Consider the following 17,688-nt stretch of genomic DNA (forward strand, 5'->3'; position numbering starts at 1 on the left):
CCGTCCTGGCCTCTTTTCACTCGCATGCCCCCTTCGCGTCCTGCCGCGTTGCTGTTGATCCTCGGCCTCGTGTCCGCCGCGTTTTGTGCGCGAGCCCAGGACGCCGGCCTCCCGCCCGGCGCGCCGCTGCTGCCTGAGTCGGCGTTGCCCGACTACGAAAAGACCATTGATCACGCCGGACTGATCCGCGGCTGGAATAAGGCGTCGCTCGCGCGCGGCGAGAAGATTTACCAACTCGTCTGCCACGCGTGTCACGGCGATCTGAATCTGCCGGGCTCGATTCCGAACGCGCTGCGATTCGCCGAGGGCACGTTCAACCACGGCTCCGATCCACACACGCTGTATCAGACGCTCACGCGCGGCTGGCGGCTCATGGCGCCGCAACCGCAACTCGTGCCGCGCGAGAAGTACGACGTCATCCATTATATCCGCGAAACCTTCCTCGCCGGTCGCAACCCGTCGCAGCTCTTTCCGGTCACTGCCGCCTACCTCGCCGGCTTGCCGGCGGGCGACTCCACCGGACCGGCCCCGGTGAAGCGCGAGCCGTGGCGCGAGATGGACTACGGTCCGTTTCTCATCGGCACGTTCGAAGTCGCCGATGCCGCGCGCCGCGCCGCCGCCGCCAAACTTCCGGGCGCGGCCCTCGACACGATCGCGCCCGGTTCGAACCTCGCGTACAAGGGCATCGCCGTCCGCCTCAATCCCGGACCCGGCGGCATCTCCGCCGGCCAGGCGTGGGTGGCATTCGAACACGACACGCTGCGCCTCGCCGGCGGCTGGACCGGCAGCGGCTTCATCGATTGGGAAGGCATCAACTTCAACGGCCGGCATGTCGTCCACCCGCGCACGATTGGCGACCTGCACTTCGAAACCGCCGACGGCCCCGGCTGGGCCAATCCGGCGACCGGCACGTTTGACGATCCTCGGTTCACCGGTCCCGACGGACGCCGTTACGGCCCGCTCCCGCGCGCCTGGCAACATTACCGCGGACTTTACCGCGCGGACGATCGCGTCGTGATCGCGTACACGGTGGGCGACGCGGACATCCTCGAGAGTCACGACCTCGAAACGCTCGCCGGCCAACCCGTTTTCGTCCGCACGCTCGCTGTCGGGCGCTCGTCCCGCGATCTGCTGGTGCGCGTGGCCAACGCCGGCACCGCCGTCGCGTTTTCCGGCGCCCCCGGCGTCTCCGTCGTACCCGACGCCGCCTTCGTCACGCTGCGTATCCCCGCGGCGGTGACACCGCTGCGCCTCGCCGTGCGGCTCGCGTCGGCGGGGACGTCGGACCTTGCGGCCTTTGCCGCGGCAGCCGCACCGCCGCGCGATCTCACGCCGTTCACCCGCGGCGGCGCGCCGCGCTGGCCCGAGCGGATTGAAACGCCCGTCGTCGCCAGCAGCACCCAGGGGGCGTTTGCCTGGGAACGCTTCACGCTGCCACAAACCAATCCGTGGCGGAGTCGGGTGCGCCCCAGCGGCGTGGACTTCACGGCGGACGGCAAGGCCGCGTATGTCTGCACATGGGACGGCGATGTGTGGCGTGTCACCGGCATCGATGGCGACGCCGCGACTGTGGCGTGGCAACGGATCGCGTCCGGCCTTTTCCAGCCCCTCGGACTCAAGCGGCGCGGCGGCGACATTTTTGTCACCTGCCGCGATCAACTCGTCGTGCTGCGCGACCTCAATGGCGACGGCGAAACCGACTTCTATGAAAACGTGAACAGCGATCATCAGGTCACGGATCACTTTCACGAGTTCGCGATGGGCCTGCAGACCGATGCCGCGGGCAATTTCTATTACGCCAAGAGCGCGCGCCACGCCCGCACCGCGCTCGTCCCGCAGCACGGCACGCTGTTGAAAATTTCAGCCGACGGCGCGAGGACCGAGATTCTGGCGAACGGCTTCCGCGCCGCCAACGGCGTGTGCCTGAATCCCGATGGCTCGTTCTTTGTCACCGACCAGGAGGGCTTCTGGATGCCGATGAACCGCATCAACCGCGTCACGCCTGGAAAGTTTTTCGGCAACATGTGGAGCTACGGCGCACCCGCCGACGCCTCGGACGCCGCGATGGCTCCGCCGCTGCTGTGGGTGGACAAGGCGATCGATCGTTCACCGGCCGAGCTCGTTTGGATCACGAGTGACACCTGGGGCCCGCTCAACGGCGCGTTGCTCAATCTCTCCTACGGTCAGGGCCGAATCGAAGTGGTGTTCGCGGACGGTTTGGGCGACGCCGCGCAGGGCGCGCTCAGTCGTCTGCCCATTCCCGACTTTCCCACCGGAATCATGCGCGGCCGCGTGCATCCCACCAACGGCCGGCTTTATCTCTGCGGACTTTCCGCGTGGGCCACGTCGCAGACCGAACAGGAAGGTGGTTTCTACCGCCTGCGGCCGACGGGAAAACCCGCCGCGCTGCCCACCGGGTGGCACATCGTGGAAGGTGGCATCGAGCTTACGTTCAGCGAGCCGCTCGCCGCCACCGCGGCCGATGCGACCCGCTATGCGGTCAAGGTCTGGGAATTGAAACGGAGCGCGAGCTACGGCAGTCCGCGCATCAATGAACATGCGCTGCCCGTCACGCGCGCCACGGTTCTCACGGATCCGCGTCAGGTGCGCCTCACGATTCCGTCGCTCGCGCCGGCCACCATCATCGAGATCACCTGCCGCGTGCCGGACGCCACGGGCACCGACGTGAACCGCGTGGTCACCGGCACGATTCACCGGGTGCCGGGCGTGAAGACCGCCGCGTCGACGCCCTAGATCGCAGCAGCAGTTCCAGCTTCGCTCGTTTTTTCTACCCCACCCCGCACCCCACGATGAGAACCCACCTCACCTTGCTCCGCTGCGCCGGAGCCTTGACCGCGCTGACTGCCGCGCACGTCGCCCGCGGCCAGTCGGTCGCTCCCACCACGCCCACCCCGGCCGCAGCCGCTCCGGCCGCGCCGATTGTGCTCTCGCCGTTCCAAGTCGGATCGGACACCGAACGCGGCTACGCCTCCACCGCCATCCTGCAGGGCGGTCGGGGCCGAATCGACCTCGCCGACGTCGCGGGCCAGGTACAGGTGTTCACGAAGGATTTTCTGGACGATATCGGAGCCACGACGACCGATGAGGCGTTTCTCTTTTCCGCGACGACGCAGACCTACTTCGACAACGTCAACGGCAACGGCGACTCGCGCCCCGGCTCCCGCAACATTGCCGACGACTCCGGCAATTCCCGCGGCCTCGGCAACATCGACCGCACGCGCAATTATTTTCGCACGACCATCGAGGCGGACTCCTACAACACCGAGCGCTTCGCCCTGGTGAGCGGGGCCAACGCCGTGCAGTTCGGCCTGGGCGGCTCGGCCGGCACCGCCGAGAGCACATCCGCGCGCGCCAACCTCACGCGCAACCGGCAGAAGCTCTCGCTCCGCGCTGACAGCTACGGTTCCGAGCGCGTGGTCTTCGATGTGAGCCAGGTGATCCTCCCGAAGAAACTCGCGCTGCGCGTCATCACGCTCCGCGAGAACAAGGATTACTTCATCACGCCCGGCTACGACGACAGTCGCCGCGCGTTCGTCACGACGACGTGGCAGCCGTTCAAAAACACGACGGTCCGCGTCGAGGGCGAGTATCACCACCGGCGCGACGCGCGGCCCGCGACCACCATGGCCCGCGACAACGGCTACATGGCGTGGCTCGCCTCGCGGCGCGCCGGAAGTCCGCAGACGTATCGCAACCTCGCCGCCACGGCGGCGACCGCGGGGCGGCCCGCCGCGCCGACCTTTGCCCTCGGCGACGGCACGACGCGCGCGTATGCCTTCAGCACGAAGTCGCAGCTCTTCGTCTTTCCGCAAAACGGCACTCCGTCGTTCGTGAATTTTCAGGACGTGCGCAACACCGTCTTCGTTAACATCGCCGACGGAGCCGCCACCGCCGGCAACACTCAGACGCTCATCGATCCGGGCCTCCCGTGGGATACGAATCCCGCCGGCTGGTCGCGCTACAATTTCCGCCGCAGCCGCAACGTGACCGCCACGATCGAGCAGCGGCTCGCCCGCACCACGTTCGTGGAGCTCGGCTACTCGTTTGAATCCTACCGCAATCAAACCACGCAGCTTTTCGCCAACAACGCCTACGACATCCTCGTCGACATCAACGCATTTCTGCCCGATGGCGTGACCCCCAACCCGCTCTACGGCCGCCCCTACCTCGAGTCGAATCGTTCCACCGGCCAGGGCAACTGGGCCGATTTCGCCGTCCATCAGGCGCGCGTCGTCGGCACCCATGAGCAGGACTTCACGAAAAACGCCGGCTGGACGCGCCACCTCGGCCTGCACCGTCTCGGCGTCTTCGCCAGCTACGAAGATTCGGTGACCTACACCCTCGCGCAGCTGCGCAACCTCATCATCGGCAAGCCCAGTTTCCTCTCCGCTGCCGCGCAGAACAACCCGCTGAGCATCGAGCGCGAGCTTTACATGCGCCAATACCTCCCGGTCTTCGGCAGCACGAGCGACCCGCGCGCCTACGGGCTCGCCGCTCCGACTGCCTATGGCGATTTGATGGAAACGCTCTGGCTGACGACCGCCGCAGGTGAGCGCTTCGGCGTGACCTCCTTTCAGAATCCCGTCGGCGGCGTCGGCACCGCGCCGTCCGCGAACCATCTCCAGCGCAGCTCGCTCGCGGCGAGCACCTCGAGCGTGTTTCTCAAGAACCACCTCGTGGCCAACGTGGGTGTCCGCTACGATCGCGTCCGCAATTCCAACTTCGGGTCCTTTCAGCCGATTCTCACCGAAGGGCCGATCACCCCGCAAAATCCCCTCGGCACCGGCTACCGCGCCTACGCTGATTTTCGCAACAAGGAGCCCGCGTCGGTCTGGACTCCCTACCGCTCCGCCACGCGCTGGAACTACGGCTTCATCGTGCGGCCGCCGTGGCTCGAACGCTGGGTCTCACTCGGCTACGACTATTCGCGCAACGCCTCGCTCAACGAGGTCGCCGTCGTCCGCGACGTCAACGGCACCGTCGTCGAACCCAACTACGGCGAGTCCCACGAATATTCCGTGCGCCTCCGCCTCCTCGACGACCGCCTCACCTTCAAGGTCAACTATTTCAATTCCCTCAACCGCAACACCACGCTCGCCGACTCCGGCCTCCGCCAGAATCTGATCAATTTCGAGCAGCAGCTCTACCTCAACGATCCCTCCTACGCCATCAACCCGCTCTTCCTTCAGTCACGCAACCCGCTCCCGGCCGATTTCCGCCTTCCCGGCGATCGCAACAGCAAGGGTCTCGAACTCGATCTCACGTTCAATCCCACGCGCAACTGGCGCATCTTCGCCAACGCCGGCCGGACCGAAACCGAGATCGACGACCTCTCGACCCAGCCGTGGTATGACTACCTCAACGCCAAGCTCGCCACCTGGCAGGCCTACCGCGGGGGTTGGTCCACTGCCACCTACGATGCGACGCGCTCCGTCGAAGCCGCCCACGCGCAGCTCATTCAGGGCCCGCTCGACGACATCCAGGCGAGCCTCGGCAATCCCGGCGGCAATTCCCAGACGTGGCGTTCGAACCTGGTCGCCACGCACAGCTTCACCGAGGGCCGGCTGAAAGGCGCGACCGCGTCGGCGAATTTTCGTTACCGCGGTCCGAGCATCGTGGGCTTCCCGAACAAAATTGACGCCAAGGGCCGCACCCGGACCGACCGCGACAATCCGTATTACTCGGAGCGCTACATCCTCACCGGGCTGATGGCCAACTACCGCTTCCGCGGCGTCGGGGGCACCTCGTGCCGCGTGCAGCTGAACGTGAACAACGTCTTCAACCAATCCCGCGTGTTCGTCACGCGCACGTTCGCCAACGGCGTGCCGCGCAACTACGGGCGCCAGGCCGGTCGGGAATTTCTCCTCACCCTCGATGTCGAACACTAGGACCGGACGGTTTTCCCGCTTCGCGCTCGATCTTACCTGGCGTTTGCCTTCACCCGAGCCCCTTTCGCACTCCTGATCACACCACGACCGCAGCCTCCGATCCGACCACCGATGGCGACGCCTCCTCACATCCTTTTTGTCATGACCGACCAGCAGCGGTTCGACACGATCGCGGCCTTGGGCGCTGCACACGTGCGCACCCCGAACCTGGATCGGCTGGTCGCCCGCGGCGTCGCGCTGACCAACGCGTACACCACGTGTCCCGTGTGTGTGCCGGCCCGCTACTCGATCATGACGGGCTGCGAGCCGTCGAAGACCAGCTGGCTCAGCAACTGGGCCCCGGGCGACCGCGTGAGCGAACGCTGCGGACCGTATCTGGCGCAAACCCTCGCCGCGCGCGGTTACCGCACGTGGGGTCTCGGAAAGTTTCACACGGAACCACGCCACGAGCCGCTGGGCTTCCAGACCCATGAGTACAGCGAGGAACTCTGGCCGACCGAGGCGGAGTTTCTCGGCGACGACTACGTGAAATGGCTCCGGGCGCACGGGCCGGACTTTGCGCACCTGGAACAAGTCCACGGCGAGCGCAGCGACATGTATTATGTGCCCCAGACGAGGCCGGTGCCGGCCCGGCTGTCGGTGGAAGCCTGGCTCACCGGCCGGGCCCTCGAGGAAATCAACCGGCCCGATTCGCGCCCGTATTTCGGCTTCGTCTCTTTCGTCACGCCACATCCGCCGATCGCACCGCCGGTCCCCTACAACCGGATGTTCGATCCCGATGCGATGACGGATCCCGTGCTCGGCGATCCGGTCGTCGATGCGGCCGATGACTATCTCGGCTGGATGAATCACGCCGTCTGGGCAGAGGACATTCCAGCGCCGCAGGCGCGCCAGTTGCGTGCCCGGTATTTCGGATCGATCGCCTATATCGACGCGTGCATCGGGCAACTCCTCGACGCCGTCGAGGCGCGTCCGGACGCCGCCAACACCCTGATCTGTTTCTATTCCGATCACGGCGATCACATGGGTGATCACGGCGCGTGGCAGAAAGAGAGTTTCTTCGAAGCCGCGTGCCGCGTGCCGATGCTCGTCAGCTGGCCGGCGCGCATTCCGGCGGGCGGCCGGTCCTCCGGCCTCGCCGCGCTTACCGATCTTTTCGGCCTCGCCACGTCCGCGAGCGGCACGCCGGAACTGCGCGACGGCCACGATCTGCTTGGCATGATTCGCCACGAAACCAGCGCCCGCGAGCACCTGGTCGGCATGTTCGGCACGCCCGGCACCCGTCACTTCAAATGCATGGTGCGTCACGGCGACTGGAAATACATCTGGCTGGCGAACGGCGGGCGCGAATTGCTCTTCAACCTCCGCGACGATCCAGGCGAAACGCGAAACCGCGCCGATGACGCCGACACGCCCGTCGCCAAGCTGCGCCGCGAGGCGGTCCGCGTGCTCGCGTCCCGGGATTTCACCCGGCCCGCAACGAGCGGTGACGCGCTCGCGGCGCTGTCCTTCGCACCGTTCCCGCGGACCCGCATCAAACAGTTTGCGCGGGGCGTCACCGACTTCGGCCAGGGCCCGATTTCCACGTGAGTCAACCCGCTGCAACGCCCGCTGCCGAGCACGTCCGTCCCGGAGTGCGCGCCGCCTACGGCGCTTCCGCGTTTGCCGAAAACCTGGCGCTCAATTCCGTCAACCAGCTCGCGAACCCGGTCTTCAATCTGACGCTCGGCGTGAGTCCGGTGCTGGTGGGCGCGGCCATCGCGCTGCCGCGACTCTGGGATGCCGTGATGGATCCGTGGATTGGCAACCGCAGCGATCGCCTGCGGTCGCGCTGGGGCCGGCGGCGTCCGTTCATCCTGGTCGGGGCGTTGCTCACGGCGCTCTGCACGGCGGGACTTTGGTTTTTCCCCGCGGGGCAGTCGCCTTTGTTCTACTTCGGCTGGCTCGCGGTCGGTTCGTTCCTGCTCTCGACCGCGTACTCGATCTTTGTCGTCCCGTATGGCGCGCTGGGCCTCGAGCTCACGCGCGACTATCACGAGCGCACGCGCCTCATGGGCGCGAAGTCGATGCTGCACAAACTCTCGGGCGTGGTGAACCAGTGGCTGCTGAAGCTGGTGCAGATCGTCGGTCAGAACAGTCTCGTCGCCGGCAGCCGCACGTGCGGCGTGATCATCGGCTGCGTCGTGGCCGCACTTGGCGCCATCACGGTGTGGCGCGTGCCGGAACGCCCCGTGCCCGTATCCACGGCTCCGCAACTTTCACTGTGGCGCGGCTGGCGTGAAACGACGAAGCGCCGCGATTTCATGCGCCTCGGCGCGGCGCAAATGCTGATCTACGCGAGCTTCCTCGTGATCGACAACACGGGGTTCTATTTGAACGTATTCTACGTGAACGGCGGCGACATGGCGAAGGGCGCGCTCTTGAAGGGCTTCGCCGGCATGGCGTTTCAACTGGGCGGGCTCTGCGCGATTCCCGGCATCGTCCGCCTCTCCCAGCGAATCGGAAAGAAAAACACCTTCCTGCTCTGCACCGCCTCGCTGGTCGTGGCCGGCATCGCCAAATGGTTTTGCTACGTGCCCGACGCCGGCTGGCTGCTTGTCATTCCGTCGCTGCTGCTCGCACCCGGCCTCGTCGCCGTCATGGTGCTCGTGCCCTCGATGACCGCCGACATCTGCGACCTCGACGAGGTGACCACCGGAGCGCGGCGCGAAGGCATGTTCAACGCTGTCCTCGGCTGGATGCTCAAGGTTTCCCTTTCGGGATCGATCTTCCTGGCCGGTTTGGCGTTGAGTCTAACCGGCTGGGACACCGCGCTGAAAGCCGCCCAAACGCCGGAGACGTTTCTTGCCATGCGGATCGCGTTCAGTGCCGGCACCATCGTCTTCGCCCTTCTCGCCGCGGTTTTGATTGCCGGTTACGGCGTCACGGAGGCCGCGGTCCTGGCGTCCCGCCGCGCAGTGGTCGCCCGCGGCTGACGGTTGAACTGCCGCCGATCTGCTTTTCGATTCGCGCAGGCAGCTGTCACGCGCGCGGCGCGCTGACCGCTCACTGATAGTAGAACGTGAACGTCATCTCCTGCTGCGATCCCAGCACGGCCTTCATGTCGTCGGTCCACGGGCCGTAGGGTGCGCGATCGGTGATCGCGCTGACGCACGCGCGCGACGCGGTCTCGTTCGCCGTCGTCTCGATGTTGGCGATGTTCGTGATCCGTCCCTCGTCGTTCATGACGAATTTCACCGAAACGGTGCTGCCGCCGGCGGGCATCGCCGACATCTGGATGATGAGCCGCTCCCACTGAATCTGCACGGTGTCGATCATGCGCTGCAGATATGCGCCGTAGTTGCTCCATTTTGCGTCGATGCCGCTGAGGCCGACGTTCTTCGTGCCAAATTTATTGTCGGCGAGAATCGCCGGCCGGACCTGCTGCTGCTTCACGACCTGCGGACGTGGCCGCGGCCGGCGCGGGTCAATCGCGGGCTGCATGGCGACGGCGGTCTCGGTCTGCGGCGCGTCCTTCACGCCTTCGACTTTCTCCGGCACCGCTTTCGAGTTTTCCAGCCGCTTGGCAATGTTGCCGCCCAGGCCGGTGAGATTGTCGCCTTCAAATTTCTCGGTGCCTGCGAGCGGATTCTGCTCGGCCTTCGGGATATTCACTGGCGTCTCAGCCTGCGGAATCGGCGGCGGTGGCGGCGTGGGATCGATGCGCTCGGTCGGCTCGACGAGGCGGCCGCTGACGATCTGATTCGATTCGAAATCCTTCTTGCCCTCGGTCGCCGCGCGGTCGGCCTTGCCGTCCGGCGTGGGTTTTTCCTGCGCGGCCTGCTGATTACGGGCGGCAAAATTGCTCGTTTTGTCGGGCGTGTTCTCCGGCGCCTCGGGATTCGTTTCGACGAACTTGAACGGCTCCGGCGGCTTCGTCTGCGGCTTCACCAGCATGTCCGGATCGAGTTCGATGTTGAACTGCTTCGACGCCGCGTGCGGCCGCGGGGCGGACGGCACGTGCTCGAGCCGCAACACCAGGGGTGCGATCAGCCAGAGGAACAGGTGAATCAACACTACGGCCAGCAGGCCGATGGCCGTGGAACGCGATTCCCTGTCCTGCCACACGCGTGCGCAAAGGCCGCGCAACCAGGCGGTGGCGGACGGTGAGGCGACGGAATGAGTCATTGCGAGGTGGCTGGACGCGAACGAACGGAAAAAGTCATGGCAGCAGACCGCTGCGCGTCAAAATTTGTTTCGTCGTTTCCAGCGGCAGCCCGATGATGTTCGAAAGCGAGCCTTCGTAGCGGGCCACAATCAGGTCCGGATGATCCTGAATTCCATAACCGCCCGCCTTGTCCAGCGTATGCACCAGCGACAGGTAACGCTCGATGGTCGCCTCGTCGAGGACCTTGAAGGTCACGTCGCTCGTCGCGCTGTCATCGATCGTCAGCCCATCGCGCGCCCGGCGCAATGCGAGGCCCGTAAATACCGTGTGCGTGCGGCCGCTGAGCCGGCGCAACATGGCGCGCGCGTCCGCGGCATCCCGCGGCTTGTTGAGCGCGTGCCGGTCGAGGCAGACGGTGGTGTCGGCCCCCAGCACGATCGCGTCCGGATGCCGCGCCGCCACCCAGTCGGCCTTGAGCGCGGCGTTGTGCGCGACCATGACACGCGGATCGGTCGTCGCTTCCTCGTGTTCGGTCACGTCCGCGACCACGACCGAAAACGGCACGCCCAATTGCGCAAGCAGTTCCCGGCGGCGGGGCGAGGCGGAGGCGAGGATCAGCGAAGACATGGGAGTCGGAGCCTGGGAGCGCAGGCGTCCCGCCTGCCTTGATGGGCGGAGCAGGCTGGAAGCCTGGGCTCCCGGGCAAACTTACGGCGCCTTCTCGGCCAGCACGGCGCGGACATCGCCCTTTGCACGCGCGAGTTCCACGCGGCTGAGGTTATATTGGTACACGGCCTCGACGAAATTGTCCTCGGCGACCGCAAGGCGGTTCTGGGCGTCCACAATCTCGCGGTTGTCCGCCACGCCCTGCTGGTAGCGTTGCTGCGCGAGCCGCAGCTCCTCCTGCGCGAGTCGCAGGCTCTTTTCGGCGACGGTGATCTGGGCGTTGCGGGACTTGGCGTCCTGCGCGGCAAGCCGCAGTTCGGCCGAAATCTGGAGTTCGAGATTGCGCAGCCGGAGTTCCTGGGCGCGTTGCCGTGACATCGCCAGCCGCTTGTCGGTCCCCGCGCGGAACCCGTCGAAAATCGGTACCGTAATCAGCGCCGCCGCCGACCACTGCGGCTGCAGGTCGTCGTCGAAATTCGGCGCGCCCCGGCCGAACGTGCCGGTGAAGCCGAGGGTCGGGAGCCGTTCGAACTTGGCGCTGCGCACGTCGACTTTCGTCTGCTCGACGGCCTTCTGCGCGCGCAGGTAGTCGGCGCGTTTCTCAAAAGTGGATTTATCCTCGGCAAACATCGACAGCATGCCGTCGGAGCGCTGGACCTTGAAGTCTTCGAGCTGCAGTTCGCGGGTGACCGGAATGTCGATGATGCGCTTCAGGAGCAGTTCGCTTTGCAGATCGGACGTCACCTGCTGCAGCCGGGCCTGCTCGGCCTGCGCCAGCTGCGCCTCGGCGCGCGTGACGTCGATTTGGGTGGCCACGCCCGCGAGCAATTGATTGCGCGCGAGGTCGAGCAGCGTGCGGGCCCGCGCGATGTTGGCATCGAGGACCTCAAGGCGGCGCAGATTCCGCAGGTGGGCGAAGTAGGATTGCGCGACATTCGCTAGGATCGACTGCAGCACACTATTATAGTCCGCCTGCGCCACCTCCGAGCCCATCCGGGCGGAACGCAGGGCCGACCAGCGTTGCAAATCCACGATCGACATCGAGCCGGTCAGCAGGCCGTCGAACCGATTCGTCGGTCGCGCGGACGTCGCGCCGGTATTCGTGAGCGGGACGCTCTTCGTGCGCCGCTGTTGCAACGTACCCGTGATGATCGGCAGGGTCGACACGCGGGCGGCGTTGACCTGCTCGAGGGCCTGGACGACCGATTCCCGGCTCAGCAATACGGTGAGATTGGCCTTTTCCACGCTCCCCAGCGCCTCGTTCAGGGTGAGGACGGCCGGCGATTCCGCACCGCCCAGCAAACCGACCGACACAAGAAAAAGACAGAGCAGGGAGCGCGGAGCGTTGGGCATGGAGAACAAGTAAGTGTTACAGCAAATCGTGGGCCTGACGCACAGCGCAAGCCCGGGTTGCGAGTTGTCAGAGCGGATAAAGCCGTTCACGTTCCGCTCCCTTTCATGCGTCTCGGTCTCGCCCAGCTCAATCCCACCGTCGGAGATCTCGCCGGCAATCGCCGCAAGATTCTCGAAACTTACGCCTCGCTGGTCGCCCAGGGCGCCGAGTTGGTGGTGTTTCCCGAACTTGCCGTCTGCGGCTACCCGCCGCGCGATCTGTTGTTCAAACGGCGCTTCGTGCCCGACGTGACGGAGTCGCTGAACGAGATCGCGGCCGCCGTCGGGGCGGTGCCGGCGGTGATCGGGACCGTCGAAGCCAATCCCAACGGCCGCGGCCGGCCCTTTTTCAACTCCGCCGCCTTCTGTTATCGCGGCAAGGTCGCCGCCGTCGGCCGCAAATGCCTCCTGCCGACCTACGACGTCTTTGACGAGGATCGCTATTTCGAGCCGGCCACCGCGCCCACGATCATCGACCACGCCGGCTATCGGATCGGTCTCACGATCTGTGAGGACATCTGGACGCATCCGATGCTCAGCACGCGCCGGTTGTATGCCGGCCGGGTGCCGATCGAGCAGCTCGCGGATCAGAAGTGCGACCTGATGCTGAACCTGTCGGCGAGTCCGTGGCACAGCGCGAAGGACGCCATCCGCCAGAATCTCGTCGTGGCCGACGCCGCCCGCTCGCTCCACTGCCCCGTCGTCTACGTGAACTGCGTGGGTGGAAACGACGAACTGATCTTCGACGGGCGCAGTCTCGTCTGCGACGCCCAGGGCCGCGTGCTCGCCGGGCTGGCGGCGTTTGCCGAGGACCAGGCGGTGGTCGAGATTCGAAATCTCGGCACCAATCCACCGTTCGAGGCCCCGACGCTGCACGCCGGTTTCGCGCCGGACGAGTATCGCGACATGTTCGACGCGCTCGTGCTCGGGTTGCGCGATTATGCGCAGAAGAGCGGCTTCAAGCGGGCGCTCATCGCGCTCTCGGGCGGCATCGACTCGGCGGTGGTCGGCGTGATTGCCGCCGCAGCCTTTGGTCCGGAAAACGTGACCGGCGTGTCGCTGCCGTCGTCGATTTCGTCGCAACACTCGCGCGACGACGCGCGCATCCTGGCGGACAATCTCGGGATTCGTTTCGAGACCATCGCCATCGCCGACGCCGTCGCCGCCTGCGAAACGTCGCTCGGCCCACTGTTCGCCGGGCGTCCGCGCGATGTGGCGGAGGAAAATATCCAGGCCCGCGTGCGCGGCGTGTTGATGATGGCGCTCTCGAACAAGTTTGGTGCGATCCTGCTCACGACCGGCAACAAGAGCGAAATGGCCGTCGGGTATTGCACGCTATACGGCGACATGTGCGGCGGACTGGCGGTGATCAGCGATGTGTTCAAGACGCAGGTCTACGCCCTCGCCCGCTGGATCAATCGTGAACGCGAAATCATCCCGCGCTCGACGATCGAGAAGCCGCCGAGTGCGGAACTCCGGCCGAACCAGACCGACCAGGACAGCCTGCCGCCGTACGACGTGCTCGACGCCATCCTCAAGGGCTACGTGGAAGAAGGCCTCTCGCGCCGGGACCTCGTCGCGCAGGGCTTCGACGCCGCCGTGGTGCAGGACATCGCCCGCAAGGTCGACCTCAACGAGTACAAACGAAAGCAGGCGGCACCCGGCTTGAAGATCACGCCCCTCGCCTTCGGCGTCGGCCGCCGCATCCCGATCGTGCAGAAGTATGTGAGCTGAGATTTTGAACCACTAATCGGCACTCACGGACACTCATGGCGGAAGCGGCGGCGAATTCAGATCTTTGTCAGCAAGAGGGCTATGATTTCATGGCCGCTGCGTTTGATGTTTATAATGAATTGGGCAGCGGTTTCCTCGAGGAAGTTTACCAGGAAAGTTTGGAGTTGGAGCTCGTCGCACGAAAAATGCCGTTTGTGTCCAAGCCCGCACTCTCGGTCTATTACCGCGGAACGCCTCTCCAAAAACACTACTACCCCGATTTAATCGTCCTGGATCAGATCTTAGTCGAGCTGAAGGCCGTCAAAACGGCTGCGCCGGAGCACGAGGCGCAGTTGCTCAATTACCTCAAGGCAACCCGCAAACGAGTCGGCTACCTATTGAATTTTGGCGCTTCGCCTCGACTGCAGTGGAAACGATTTGTCCTCTGACTTCTTATTAGTGCTGCTAGTGTAGATTAGTGGTTCCCCCATGTCCTCCTCCTCCGTCTCCGACTCCCTCTTCGCCCGCGCGCTCAAGCTGATCCCGGGTGGCGTCAATTCACCGGTGCGGGCGTTCCGCTCGGTCGGCGGCGCGCCTTTCTTCGTGAAAGCAGCGCGCGGCGCGATGCTCACCACCGCTGACGATCGCGAGCTGATCGACTTCGTGTGCACGTGGGGGCCGGCGATTCACGGGCACAACCATCCGACGATCAAGGCCGCCATCGCCGCGGCGCTCGAGCACGGCACCTCCTTCGGCACGCCCAACCCGTACGAGGTGGAGATGGCCGAACTGATCGTGAAATTCGTCCCGTCGATCCAGAAGGTGCGCATGTGCAACAGCGGCACCGAGGCGACGATGTCCGCCATCCGGCTCGCGCGCGGCTTCACGCGGCGGGACAAGATCATCAAGTTCGCCGGCTGCTACCACGGCCACTCCGACTCGCTGCTGATCAAGGCCGGTTCCGGCGCGCTGACGCACGGCAACCCGGACAGTGCCGGTGTCCCGGCCGCGTTTGCCAACGAAACCGTCGTGCTGCCGTACAACGATCGCGCCGCCCTCGACGCGGCGTTCGCCGCCAACGCCGGCCAGATCGCGTGCGTGATCATCGAGGCCTATTGCGGCAATGTCGGTTTCATCATGCCCGACGCCGGTTACCTGCAGTACCTGCGCGATATCACGGCGAAACACGGCACCGTGCTGATCTTCGACGAGGTCATGACCGGCTTCCGCATCGCGCGCGGCGGCGTGCAGGAACGCGAGCGCATCACGCCCGACCTCACCTGCCTCGGCAAAATCATCGGCGGCGGACTGCCGGTCGGCGCGTTTGGCGGCCGGGCCGACATCATGGACATGCTCGCCCCGCTCGGCCCCGTGTATCAGGCCGGCACGCTCAGCGGCAACCCGCTCGCCATGGCGGCGGGCATCGCGGGTTTGAAACTCCTCGATGAACTGAATCCCTACGCGCGCCTCGACGCCCTCGGCCGGCAGTTGCGCGACGCCGTGCTCGCCGCGTGCCAGGCCAAGGGACTGCCCGTGCAGGTGCCGCAGTGCGGCTCGATGTTCAGCATCTTTTTCACGCCGACGCCGGTGCGCGACTACGCGACCGCGCTGACCGGCGACGCGAAACTCTTCGCGCGCTTCTTCCACGGCTGCCTCGAGCGTGGCGTCTACCTCGCACCCAGTGCTTACGAAGCCGGCTTCCTCAGCACGGCGCACGATGGCGCCGCACTGGATCGGGCCTGCGCGGTGATGACGGAGACAATTCGAGCGTTGTAAGTTTGCCCGTAGGACCGCGACTGCCCCCGGTCGCTTCCTGAGTCGGCAATCAAGGCATGCGACCGGGGGCGGTCGCGGTTCCAGCGCCACTCCGAATTTTCGGGTGTGAAATTTACGGGAATCGGACCTGCGTGCTCGCAAATCCGCCTTTAGTTTCAATACTGCCAGCCGTCATCAAAAACATGCGCCGCTTCACTTGTTTTTTGGCCGGCCTGATCGCTTGCGCGCACGCCGTCCTTGCTCAGCCGGTGGATGCGCCGCTGATTTCGCTCAACGACTTGCAGCCCGGTCAGACGGGCGTGGTCTGGACCGTTTTCCAGGGCACCCAGCCCGAGCCGTTCTCGGTCGAAGTCACCGGCGTCCTCCGTAACGCCCTCGGCCCGGGCAAGTCGCTCATCATTTGCCAGCTGACCGACGCCCGCGTCCAGAAGATGGGCGCCGTTGCCGGCATGAGCGGCAGCCCGCTCTACATCGACGGCAAGCTCGCCGGCGCACTGAGTTATCAGGTCCAGCGCTTTGAAACCGTCCGCTACGCCGGCTTCACGCCCGCCGCGGATCTCGACGAAGTCAGAACCAAATCCTCCTCCGCGGCCGGGGCGCTGGTGTCGGCCCCGTTGTCCGAGTCCGCCCTCGACGCCCCTTATCGTTCGTTGCAGCCGGTGTTCACCCTCGGCGGTTTAAGCCCCGCCGTCGCGGATCTGTTTGCCCCGCGCTTTTCCGCCCTGGGCCTGCAGGCGACCGCGCTCGGCGGCAGTACGCAGAGCGGCACTTCGGAAGCAGCCGCGTCGCTGGCCCAGCCCGGCACCGCTGCGAAGTATCCCACGCTCCGACCGGGTAGCGCGGTCTCGGTCGCGCTCGCCACCGGTGACATCACGCTCGCCGGCACCGGCACCGTTTCCCGCATCGATGGTCAGCGCGTCACTGCCTTCGGCCACCCGATGCTTTCGCTGGGCGAGGTCGCACTCCCGATGTGCGCGGCGGAAATCATCACGATTCTGCCCTCGCAAATGAGCTCGGTGAAGATCGCCAATACCGGCGCCGTCATTGGCACGATCACGCAGGATCGACTGTCCGCGGTTTCAGGTTCGCTCGGCAGCGGTCCGGAAATGACCCGCGTCGAGGTCACCGTCACGCCCGCAAAAGGCTCGCCGCGCACGTTGCGGTTTTCCGTCGCCCGCCAGCAGCAGCTCACGCCGGTCCTGGTGGCGGCGGGCGTAAGTCAGGCGATTCTCGGCTCCAACGACGCCGGCCTCGCCAACGGATTCCGGCTGCGGAGCGACGTGAGTTTCCCGGCCGCGTCCCGGCTCGCGTTTCAAACCCTCTACTCGGGCCCGCAGGGCTTCGCGCAAGGCCTGAACGAATTCATCCAGGGGCTCGCCGCGAATCTGCAGAATCCGTACGCGAAGACATTTCCCGATCACGTGTCGTTTTCGGTCGAGCCGTTGGAAACGAATCCCGCGGTCACACTCGATCTCTTCCAACTCTCCCGCACCAGCGCGTCGGGTGGACAGGTCGTGCAGGCCACGATCGCGTGGCGCGACTGGCAGGGCGACGCGCACCGCGAGACGATCGATTTGCCGATCAATCCCGCGTGGATCGGCAAGCAGCTCGAGGTCATCCTCGCACCCGGTCGCGCGCTCGATCAACTCACCGGCCGGCCCCGCCAGATCGCCGCCGCCGAACTGCGCAGCTTCGAGGCCTATCTCGCCGCCATGCGCGATGACCGGCCGACCGACGGCGTATGCATTGCCGTGGTGGAAAAGACCTCGCTGTTCAGCGATCAGACCGTGGCGACGCCCGAGGCGCCAGGATCGATCGAGCGGATTGCCCGGGGTGCCGATGAGGCGCGCTTCCGCCGCCGCGACGCCCTGCTGCCCCTTTGGGAACAGCACTTTCTCGCCGGCAAATTGCTCAGCGCGATCGTGCGGCGACCGCTAACCGTGGTGGAGTAAGGTTCAGCGCCGGGAGCGCAGGCGTCCCACGTGCAACGATCGGAGTAGGCGGGACACCTGCGCTCCCGGGGTTGGCCATCGACCTTCACCGCGGGAATGATCCCCGCCTTGCGTTTCCCGCCCAATCGCATCC

At 65.7% G+C, this 17,688-nt stretch carries 11 protein-coding genes; 8 read left to right on the forward strand and 3 right to left on the reverse strand.

Going from position 1 to position 17,688, the window contains the following annotated elements:
• Positions 1 to 24 precede the first annotated feature (24 nt).
• The 4 genes from ACLJEU_RS13215 (at position 25) to ACLJEU_RS13230 (ending at position 8,884) form a co-directional block, all read left to right on the forward strand.
• A complete protein-coding gene (locus tag ACLJEU_RS13215) occupies positions 25 to 2,754 on the forward strand; it encodes a DUF6797 domain-containing protein (protein ID WP_414664286.1) in 2,730 nt (909 codons plus the stop codon).
• A 56-nt stretch (positions 2,755 to 2,810) separates the two neighbouring features.
• Positions 2,811 to 5,909: a hypothetical protein gene (locus ACLJEU_RS13220; protein WP_414664287.1), complete on the forward strand. Its 3,099-nt coding sequence runs from the start codon at positions 2,811 to 2,813 to the stop codon at positions 5,907 to 5,909.
• 111 nt (positions 5,910 to 6,020) lie between these two features.
• Entirely contained in the window at positions 6,021 to 7,499 is a 1,479-nt protein-coding gene (locus ACLJEU_RS13225) for a sulfatase family protein (protein ID WP_414664288.1), read from the forward strand.
• On the forward strand, positions 7,496 to 8,884 hold the full coding sequence (locus ACLJEU_RS13230) for an MFS transporter (RefSeq protein ID WP_414664289.1): 1,389 nt from the start codon (positions 7,496 to 7,498) through the stop codon (positions 8,882 to 8,884). The genes ACLJEU_RS13225 and ACLJEU_RS13230 overlap by 4 nt, the downstream gene beginning before the upstream one ends.
• 70 nt (positions 8,885 to 8,954) lie before the next feature.
• On the opposite strand, the gene ACLJEU_RS13235 is transcribed toward ACLJEU_RS13230, so the two are convergent.
• From ACLJEU_RS13235 to ACLJEU_RS13245, 3 genes are all read right to left on the reverse strand, one after another.
• Entirely contained in the window at positions 8,955 to 10,076 is a 1,122-nt protein-coding gene (locus ACLJEU_RS13235) for a hypothetical protein (protein WP_414664290.1), read from the reverse strand.
• A 34-nt stretch (positions 10,077 to 10,110) separates the two neighbouring features.
• Complete coding sequence (locus tag ACLJEU_RS13240; RefSeq protein ID WP_414664291.1) at positions 10,111 to 10,683, reverse strand: Maf family protein; 573 nt, start codon at positions 10,681 to 10,683, stop codon at positions 10,111 to 10,113.
• Between the two features lie 81 nt (positions 10,684 to 10,764).
• The gene (locus ACLJEU_RS13245; RefSeq protein WP_414664292.1) at positions 10,765 to 12,075 is read right to left on the reverse strand and encodes a TolC family protein; all 1,311 of its coding nucleotides are present in this window, start codon (positions 12,073 to 12,075) and stop codon (positions 10,765 to 10,767) included.
• 105 nt (positions 12,076 to 12,180) lie between these two features.
• On the opposite strand from ACLJEU_RS13245, the gene ACLJEU_RS13250 reads away from it, so the two are divergent.
• The 4 genes from ACLJEU_RS13250 to ACLJEU_RS13265 all read left to right on the forward strand — a co-directional run bounded on the left by ACLJEU_RS13250 (position 12,181) and on the right by ACLJEU_RS13265 (position 17,555).
• Positions 12,181 to 13,848 carry an NAD+ synthase gene (locus tag ACLJEU_RS13250; RefSeq protein WP_414664293.1) on the forward strand — a complete coding sequence of 556 codons (1,668 nt, stop codon included), beginning with the start codon at positions 12,181 to 12,183 and terminating at the stop codon, positions 13,846 to 13,848.
• A gap of 35 nt (positions 13,849 to 13,883) precedes the next feature.
• On the forward strand, positions 13,884 to 14,276 hold the full coding sequence (locus tag ACLJEU_RS13255; protein ID WP_414664294.1) for a GxxExxY protein: 393 nt from the start codon (positions 13,884 to 13,886) through the stop codon (positions 14,274 to 14,276).
• A 40-nt stretch (positions 14,277 to 14,316) separates the two neighbouring features.
• Positions 14,317 to 15,603: a glutamate-1-semialdehyde 2,1-aminomutase gene (gene hemL, locus ACLJEU_RS13260; protein ID WP_414664295.1), complete on the forward strand. Its 1,287-nt coding sequence runs from the start codon at positions 14,317 to 14,319 to the stop codon at positions 15,601 to 15,603.
• 182 nt (positions 15,604 to 15,785) lie between these two features.
• The gene (locus tag ACLJEU_RS13265; protein ID WP_414664296.1) at positions 15,786 to 17,555 is read left to right on the forward strand and encodes a SpoIVB peptidase S55 domain-containing protein; all 1,770 of its coding nucleotides are present in this window, start codon (positions 15,786 to 15,788) and stop codon (positions 17,553 to 17,555) included.
• Positions 17,556 to 17,688 lie beyond the last annotated feature (133 nt).

Source organism: Terrisphaera buseokensis, assembly GCF_047521145.2.
Taxonomy (GTDB): Bacteria; Verrucomicrobiota; Verrucomicrobiia; order Opitutales; family Opitutaceae; genus ER46.

Excerpts from the sequence above, each read along its gene's own strand:
- ACLJEU_RS13215 (WP_414664286.1), top strand. The coding sequence starts at position 25 with ATGCCCCCTTCGCGTCCTGCCGCGTTGCTGTTGATCCTCGGCCTCGTG.
- ACLJEU_RS13220 (WP_414664287.1), top strand. The coding sequence starts at position 2,811 with ATGAGAACCCACCTCACCTTGCTCCGCTGCGCCGGAGCCTTGACCGCG.
- ACLJEU_RS13225 (WP_414664288.1), top strand. The coding sequence starts at position 6,021 with ATGGCGACGCCTCCTCACATCCTTTTTGTCATGACCGACCAGCAGCGG.
- ACLJEU_RS13235 (WP_414664290.1), bottom strand. The coding sequence starts at position 10,076 with ATGACTCATTCCGTCGCCTCACCGTCCGCCACCGCCTGGTTGCGCGGC.
- ACLJEU_RS13240 (WP_414664291.1), bottom strand. The coding sequence starts at position 10,683 with ATGTCTTCGCTGATCCTCGCCTCCGCCTCGCCCCGCCGCCGGGAACTG.
- ACLJEU_RS13245 (WP_414664292.1), bottom strand. The coding sequence starts at position 12,075 with ATGCCCAACGCTCCGCGCTCCCTGCTCTGTCTTTTTCTTGTGTCGGTC.
- ACLJEU_RS13250 (WP_414664293.1), top strand. The coding sequence starts at position 12,181 with ATGCGTCTCGGTCTCGCCCAGCTCAATCCCACCGTCGGAGATCTCGCC.
- ACLJEU_RS13255 (WP_414664294.1), top strand. The coding sequence starts at position 13,884 with ATGGCGGAAGCGGCGGCGAATTCAGATCTTTGTCAGCAAGAGGGCTAT.
- hemL (WP_414664295.1), top strand. The coding sequence starts at position 14,317 with ATGTCCTCCTCCTCCGTCTCCGACTCCCTCTTCGCCCGCGCGCTCAAG.
- ACLJEU_RS13265 (WP_414664296.1), top strand. The coding sequence starts at position 15,786 with ATGCGCCGCTTCACTTGTTTTTTGGCCGGCCTGATCGCTTGCGCGCAC.